Source organism: Nocardia nepalensis (assembly GCF_048910785.1).
Taxonomy (GTDB): Bacteria; Actinomycetota; Actinomycetes; order Mycobacteriales; family Mycobacteriaceae; genus Nocardia; species Nocardia nepalensis.
In genome coordinates this window covers 25,554-33,694 of record NZ_JBKBET010000007.1, presented here as the reverse complement: position 1 = coordinate 33,694, position 8,141 = coordinate 25,554, and the positions used below count along the sequence as shown (strand labels likewise).

The 8,141-nt window shown below is 69.7% G+C and carries 1 protein-coding gene (only partly in view); it reads left to right on the top strand.

Annotated features, from left to right (window positions below):
- The first annotated feature begins 20 nt into the window (after positions 1-20).
- Positions 21-8,141, top strand: partial view of an SDR family NAD(P)-dependent oxidoreductase gene (locus ACHQ4I_RS06900; RefSeq protein WP_420770849.1) — the beginning only. Its footprint extends 17,919 nt past the window's final position; only the first 8,121 of its 26,040 coding nucleotides appear in the window; it begins with the start codon at positions 21-23; its stop codon lies beyond the right edge, outside the window.

Below are 8,141 nucleotides of genomic sequence, written 5' to 3'. Positions count from 1 at the left end.
GAAGGATTTTGGGAACTTAGATGGTCGACGACAACAAGCACCTTGACTACCTGAAGCGCCTGACGGTCGATCTGCGCCAAACCCGCAGGCGGCTGCGGGAAGTCGAGGATCAGAAATTCGAGCCCATTGCCGTTGTGGGTGTGGCGTGTCGTTACCCGGGTGGGGTGGCCTCTCCGGAGGATCTGTGGAATCTGGTGTCGGAGGGCGTCGACGCGGTCGGTGAGTTCCCTGCCGACCGCGGTTGGGATGTGGACGGGCTCTACGACCCGGACCCGCAGGCGCGCGGGAAGTCGTACACGCGCTCGGGCGGGTTCCTCTATGACGCGGCGGAATTCGACGCGGAGTTCTTCGGGATCAGCCCGCGCGAGGCACTGGCGATGGACCCGCAGCAGCGGATCCTGTTGGAAACCTCCTGGGAAGCCCTGGAACGAGCCGGTATCGACCCGTCGACGTTGCGGGGATCCGATACCGGTGTCTTCGCCGGTGCGTCGAACGGGGAGTACGCCGATCTGCTGCACGCGGGTCCGGTGGATCTGCGGGGCTACCTGCTGACCGGTACGACCGGCAGCGTGGTGTCGGGCCGGGTCGCGTACGCGCTCGGACTGGAGGGCCCCGCGGTGTCGGTGGACACCGCGTGCTCGTCGTCGCTGGTGGCGGTGCATCTGGCGGCCCAGTCGCTGCGCTCGGGGGAGTGCGCGATGGCGTTGGCCGGTGGCGTGACGGTCATGGGCTCGCCCGGGATGTTCGTGGAGTTCTCCCGGCAGCGGGGGTTGGCGGCCGATGGCCGGTGCAAGTCGTTCGCGGCGTCGGCGGATGGCACGGGCTGGTCCGAGGGCGCGGGCATGCTGGTGCTGGAGCGGCTGTCCGACGCGCAGCGACACGGGCATCGAGTGTGGGCGGTGATCCGCGGAACGGCGATCAATCAGGACGGCGCGTCCAACGGCTTGACCGTGCCGAACGGTCCCTCGCAGCAGCGGGTGATCCGCGCCGCGCTGGCCAACGGGCGGCTCTCGACCGACGACGTGGATGTGGTGGAGGCGCACGGCACCGGCACGGTGCTGGGGGATCCGATCGAAGCGCACGCCCTGCTCGCCACCTACGGACAGGACCGTGATCCGCAGCGGCCACTGTGGCTCGGGTCGCTGAAATCCAATATCGGTCACTCGGTGGCCGCGGCGGGTGTCGGCGGCATGATCAAGATGATCATGGCGATGCGGCACGGGGTGATGCCACCGACCCTGCACGTCGACGAGCCCACCCCGCGGGTGGACTGGTCCACCGGCGCGATCGAACTGCTGACCCGGAAACGGGATTGGCCCGAGGCGGCGGACCGGCCCCGCCGGGCCGCGGTGTCCTCCTTCGGCATCAGCGGCACCAACGCGCACGTCATCCTCGAACACGTACCCGCCGGCGAACCGGCCGAGTCCGAGCCGGGCACCAACCCCGGCGGCTCGGGAAGCACTGTCGCGGTTGCGGTTCCGTGGGTGGTGTCGGCGAAGTCGGAGGCCTCGCTGCGGGCGCAGGCCGCGCGGTTGCACGAGTTCGTCGCCGCCGATCCCGCGGTGTCGGTGTCCGCGGTGGCGCATGCGCTGATCTCGACTCGCACGCTGTTCGCGCATCGGGCCGTGGTCGTCGGGGACGACCGGGCCGAGCTGCTGCGCCGACTGGCCACGGTGGCGGCCGGCGAACCGGGCCCCGATGTCGCGGTCGGATCGGGCACGGCGTCGCGGGTCGGTGTCATGTTCGCCGGACAGGGCTCCCAGCGGGTGGGCATGGGTCAGCAGCTGTATCAACGGTTCCCGGTGTTCGCCGAGGCGTTCGACCAGGTCTGCGCGCGGCTGGATCCGCTGCTCGGGCTCTCCTTGCGCGATGCGATCAGCTCCGGAACCGAATTGGAGCAGACCCGGTTGACCCAGCCGGCGCTGTTCGCGGTCGAGGTGGCGCTGTATCGCCTGCTCGAATCATGGGGTGTCACCGCGGATGTGGTGTTCGGCCATTCGATCGGTGAGATCGCCGCCGCGCATGTCGCCGGCGTGCTGAGCCTGGCCGATGCGTGCACGTTGGTCGCCGCGCGGGGCCGGTTGATGCAGGAATTGCCGACCGGCGCAGCGATGCTCGCGGTGCAGGCCGGTGAGCAGGAGATCACCGCACTGCTGGACGGTGTCGACGGGGTGGACGTGGCCGCGGTCAACGGCCCTGCGGCAGTGGTGATCTCCGGTCGTGCGGAGGTCGTTGACGTGCTCGCCGAGCAGCTGCGCGAGCGCGGGCGACGCGTCAAACGCTTGCGGGTCAGCCATGCCTTCCATTCCTCGTTGATGGAACCGATGCTGGCGCAGTTCGCCGAGGTGGTCGCGACACTGCGCTTCGATCCGCCCCGGATTCCGGTGATCTCGACCGTCACCGGGGCGGTGGCGGATCCCGGCCTGTGGTGCTCGCCGCAGTACTGGGTCGATCAGGTGCGGCGGCCGGTGCGATTCGCCGACGCCGCGGCCGCGGCCTGGGCCGACGGTGTGGACACCTTCGTGGAAGTCGGTCCCGACTCGGTGCTGTCGGCGATGACGGCCGAGTGCCTGCCCGAGGCGGCAACCGCGGTGGCGGTGCTGCATCCCGAGCGTGACGAACCCGCCGAGATCCTCGCCGCGGTCGCGCGGTTGTCTGTGCGCGCGGTGCCGGTGCGCTGGAACGCGGTGCTCGCGGACCCGAACCCGGCACCGGTGGAACTGCCCACCTATGCCTTCGACCGCCGCCGCTTCTGGCTCGAACCCGCGCTCGGCGCCGCCGGTGTCGAATCGGTGGGGCTCGGCGCGATGGGGCATCCGCTGCTGGGTGCGGTCGTATCGGAAGCCAAGTCCGGCGACGTGCTGTTGACCGGCCGGTTGTCGGCGGCGACGCAGCCGTGGCTGGCCGACCACGCGGTCGCCGGTTCGGTCCTGCTGCCGGGGACCGGCTTCGTCGAGCTGGCCTTGCGCGCCGGCGCCGAAGCCGGATACCCGGTGATCGACGACCTGACGCTGCAGGCGCCGCTGCTGCTGCCCGCCTCGGGCGGTGTGCGGATCCAGGTTGTCGTCGGCGGACCCGGACCGGAGTTCGCGCAGCGGCCGATCTCGATCTACTCGCGCAGTGAGCACGACCCGGACGGTCAGTGGGTCCTGAACGCGCGGGGGCAGCTGACCACCCCGGACGACACGGCCGCGCCCGCATCGCAGACCTGGCCGCCGGCCGCGGCGACCGATCTCGATGTCGCGTCCGCGTACACGGCCCTGTCGGCACGGGGCTACGAATACGGTCCGGCCTTCCAGAGTGTGCGGGCGTTGTGGCGACGTGGCGCCGAGGTATTCGCCGAGATCGCCATCGACGCCGATAGTGGTGCGCGCGCCGAAGGATTCGGGATTCATCCGGCGCTGCTGGACGGGGCACTGCAGGCCGGTCTGCTGGCCGGCGTCCTCGATAATGCTGCGGGACAGTCGGATTCACCGTTCGCGGTGGCGGCCGGGCAAGTCGTGCTGCCCTTCTCGTGGGAGTCGGTCGCGCTGCACGCGGCCGAGGCATCGGTGCTGCGCGTTCGATTGACCACCACCGGATCGTCGGTGTCGCTGTGGGCGGCGGACGAGCAGGGTCAGCCGGTGTTGTCCGGATCGGTGACGCCCCGGCCCATGCGACTGGAGCAGCTCGCCGCGGGTGCGAGCGGCGCGGCCGACCCGTTGCTGGAAGTGGTGTGGTCGCCGGTCGAATCCGATTCGCCCGCAGTGGATTCGGGTTCGGTCCCGTGGGACCGGCTGGATCCGGAAGCGGCCGTGCCGCCGGTCGTGGTGGTCGAGACCGGGGCCGGGTGGGGCGAAGCCTCCGGCACCGACGTGGTGACCGCTACCCATGCCGAGGTCGCACGCGTCCTCGAGGTGGTACAGGCGTGGCTGTCCGAGGACCGGTTCGCCGCGAGCACCCTGCTGGTCGCCACCCGCGGTGCGGTCGCACTGGCCGGGGAGGACCTCACCGATCTCGCCGGCGCCGCGGTGTGGGGCTTGGTGCGGACCGCGCAGACCGAGGATCCGGGACGAATCGTCCTGGTGGACACCGACACCGCCGTCGACCCGTCCGTCGCGGCCACTGTCGTGGCCGTGGGCGAACCCCAGGTGGTCCTGCGTGCCGGCATCACCCACACCGCGCGGCTCACCCGACCCGCGCCCGTCGCGTCCGCATCGGCCGCCGACGACCCCTTCGGTGCGGGAACGGTGCTCATCACCGGTGGCACAGGCGGTTTGGGTGCGGTGGTGGCCCGGCACGTGGTGGCCGAGCACGGCGTGCGGTCGTTGCTGCTGGTGAGTCGCCGTGGTCCTCGGGTCGAGGGCAGCGCGGAGTTGTGCGCCGAGCTGGAGCAATTGGGTGCGCAGGTGCGGGTGGTGGCGTGTGATGTCACCGACGCCGACGCGGTGGCCGGGCTGCTGGCCGACATCCCCGCGCAGTGGCCGTTGACCGGTGTGATCCATGCCGCGGGTGTGCTCGACGACGGGGTCATCGCCTCCTTGAACACCCAGCGGGTGGATGCGGTGCTGGCGCCGAAGGTGGATGCCGCATGGCATCTGCACCAGGCGACCGCGGACCTGGATCTCGCCGCGTTCGTGGTGTTTTCGTCGATATCGGGCACCGTGGGCGGTCCCGGGCAGGGCAACTACGCGGCCGCGAACGCCTTCCTGGACGGGTTGGTGGCCCACCGGCGAGCCCGCGGACTGGCCGGTCAGTCGCTGGCGTGGGGTCCGTGGGCGCGCTCGGGCGGTATGGCCGGGCAGTTGGGTGAGGTCGACCTGGCTCGGATGAGCCGGGCCGGATTCACCGCGATCCCGGACGAGCCGGCGTTGGCCGGTTGGGATGCGGTGCTCGAACGCGGCACGGCGCACGCGGTGATCGCCATGGTCGACACCGCCACGATCCGCGCCCAGGCCGAGGCCGGGCTGCTGCCCCCGCTGCTGCGCGCACTGGCACCCGCTGTGCGGCGGTCCTCGGCGCTCTCGACGGTGGGGTCGAGTCTGCGGCAACGGCTTTCGGGTCTGGACGCCGGTCGGCAGCGGCAGGCGGTGCTCGATACCGTCCGCACCCACATCGCGGCCGTCCTCGGCCACGACAGTGCGTCCGCGATCGATCCCGATCGTGCCTTCCAGGACCTGGGTTTCGATTCCCTGGGTGCGGTCGAGCTGCGTAACCGGCTCAAGACCGCCACCGGCCTGTCGCTGGGGGCCGCGGTCGTCTTCGACTACCCCACACCGCAGGCGCTGGCCGCGCACCTGACCGACGAGCTCACCGGCACCGGGCACAACGTGGCGGTCACCGCCGCGAAAGCCTTCGACGGCGAACCGATCGCGATCGTCGGCATGGCGTGCCGGTACCCGGGCGGGGTCCGATCGCCCGAGGAGCTGTGGCAGCTGGTCGTGACCGGGACCGACGCGACGTCGCAGTTCCCGGTGAACCGCGGCTGGGATACCGAGCGGCTGTACGACCCGACCGGGGAAACACCGCACACCACGTACACGCGTTCGGGCGGATTCCTGCATGCCGCAGGTGAATTCGATCCCGCGTTCTTCAATATCAGCCCGAATGAGGCCGCGTTGATGGATCCGCAGCAGTTCCTGCTGTTGGAGACTTCGTGGGAGGCGTTCGAGCGGGCCGGCGTCGACCCCACGCTGCTGCGCGGCAGTGCGACCGGTGTCTTCGCCGGCATGATGTACCACGACTATCCGGTCAACGCGAACGCGGGATCCATTGCGTCCGGCCGGATCTCGTACGTGTTCGGCCTGGAGGGGCCGTCGGTCACGGTGGATACGGCGTGTTCGTCGTCGCTGGTGACAATGCATTTGGCGGCACAGTCGCTGCGGTCGGGTGAGTGCGATCTGGCCTTGGCCGGTGGTGTGACCGTGATGGCGACTCCGGAGACCTTCGTGGAGTTCAGCCGGCAGCGGGGGCTGTCGCCGGACGGCCGGTGTAAGTCGTTCTCCGACACGGCCGATGGCGTCGCCTGGGCCGAGGGTGCCGGTGTGCTGGTGTTGGAGCGGTTGTCGGACGCGCGTCGCAATGGTCATGACGTGCTTGCGGTGATCGCTGGTTCGGCGGTGAATCAGGATGGGGCGTCGAATGGTTTGACCGCGCCGAATGGTCCCTCGCAGCGGCGAGTCATTCGTCAGGCCTTGGCCAATGCCGGGGTGTCGCCGGTCGATGTCGATGTGGTGGAAGCCCACGGCACGGGTACGACGCTGGGTGATCCGATCGAGGCTCAGGCGTTGCTGGCCACCTATGGGCAAGAGCGTGCTGCGGATCGGCCTTTGTGGCTCGGGTCGTTGAAGTCCAACATCGGTCATGCTCAGGCCGCTGCCGGTGTGGGTGGTGTGATCAAGATGGTCATGGCGATGCGGCATGGGCTGTTGCCGCAGACCCTGCATGTGGATCAGCCGTCTACGAAGGTGGATTGGTCCGAGGGTCATGTTCGGTTGTTGACCGAGCCGGTGGCGTGGCCGGAGGTGGATCGGCCGCGTCGTGCGGGTGTCTCCTCGTTCGGCATCAGCGGCACCAACGCACATCTCATTCTCGAGCAGGCCCCGGTATCGGCGGTCGAGTCGGTCCCGGCGGTCCGGACCGTCCCGGCGGTGCCGTGGATGCTGTCGGCGCGCAGCGGCGAGGCGCTGGCCGCTCAGGCCGCGCGGCTGGCATCGCATGTGGTCGACCATGATCCGATCGATATCGGTTTCTCGCTGGCGTCGACGCGCAGTGTCTTCGAGCATCGGGCCGTGGTGGTGGCCGATGACCGTGACGGTCTGCTCGCGGGCGTGCGGGCGCTGGCCGCTGGCACGCAGGCACCCGGTGTGGTGTCCGGCCGCGTGGTGCCGGGTTCGACGGGTGTGGTGTTCTCGGGTCAGGGTGCGCAGTGGGCCGGTATGGCCGCCGGGCTGCGGACTGCCTATCCGGTGTTCGCCGATCACTTCGATGCGATTGTCGCGGAGTTGGATCCGCTGCTGGAACAGTCGGTTTCGCTGAGCACGGCGTTGGCGGACGATGAGCTGGTCGATCGGACGGTGTTCGCGCAGGCGGGTCTGTTCGCGTTCGAGGTGGCGTTGTACGGGCTGCTCGAATCCTGGGGAGTCCGGGCCGATGTGGTGGCCGGGCATTCGATCGGTGAGATCGCCGCCGCGCATGTGGCGGGTGTGTTGTCGCTGTCGGATGCGTGTGTATTGGTGGCCGCGCGTGGTCGGTTGATGCAGGCGTTGCCTTCCGGTGGTGCGATGGTCGCTGTTGGTGCGTCCGAGGCCGATGTGCTGCCCTTGCTGGCCGGTGTCGATGCGGTGTCGATCGCGGCGGTGAATGGTCCTTCGTCGGTGGTGCTGTCCGGTGTCGAGGACGCGGTCGTCGCTGTTGTCGAGGTGTGCACCGAGCGTGGTTGGCGGACGCACCGATTGCGGGTTTCGCATGCGTTCCATTCGGCTCTGATGGAGCCGATGCTCGCCGAGTTCGCTGCGGCGATCGACGGTTTGACCTTCGGCCGGCCCACCATCGCGTTGGTGTCGACGGTGACCGGTACCCAGGTCGTCGACGAGATGGCCGATCCGGCGTATTGGGTGGGTCAGGTTCGGGACACGGTCCGGTTCGCCGATGCCGTTGCCACGATGGCCGGTTCGGGTGTCTCCAGGTTCGCTGAGGTCGGCCCCGATGCCGTGTTGACCCCGATGGTCGCCCAGACTCTCAGCGACGCCACCGCGGTTGCGGTGACCAGACGCGACCACGCGGACGCGGTGACCGCAACCAGTGCGGTGGCCGGGTTGTTCGTGGCCGGTGCCGAGGCGGACTGGGCCGCCATCTACGACGGTTCCGCAGCGCGGCGCATCGACCTGCCCACCTATGCCTTCCAGCACGAACGGTTCTGGCTCGACGCGAAGCAGATGCTGGCCCAGTCGTGGCTCGGTGCCGAACTGGGCGGCGTCACCGCGGTCGGGCTGGATGCGGCGGCGCATCCGCTGCTGGGGGCCGTTGTGCCGCACCCGGATTCGGGAGCGGTGAGCTTCACCGGCCGGTGGTCGCTGGATTCGGTGGAATGGCTGGCGGACCACAGCGTGCTGGGCACCGTATTGCTTCCGGGCACCGGATTCGTCGAACTGGCCGGTCAC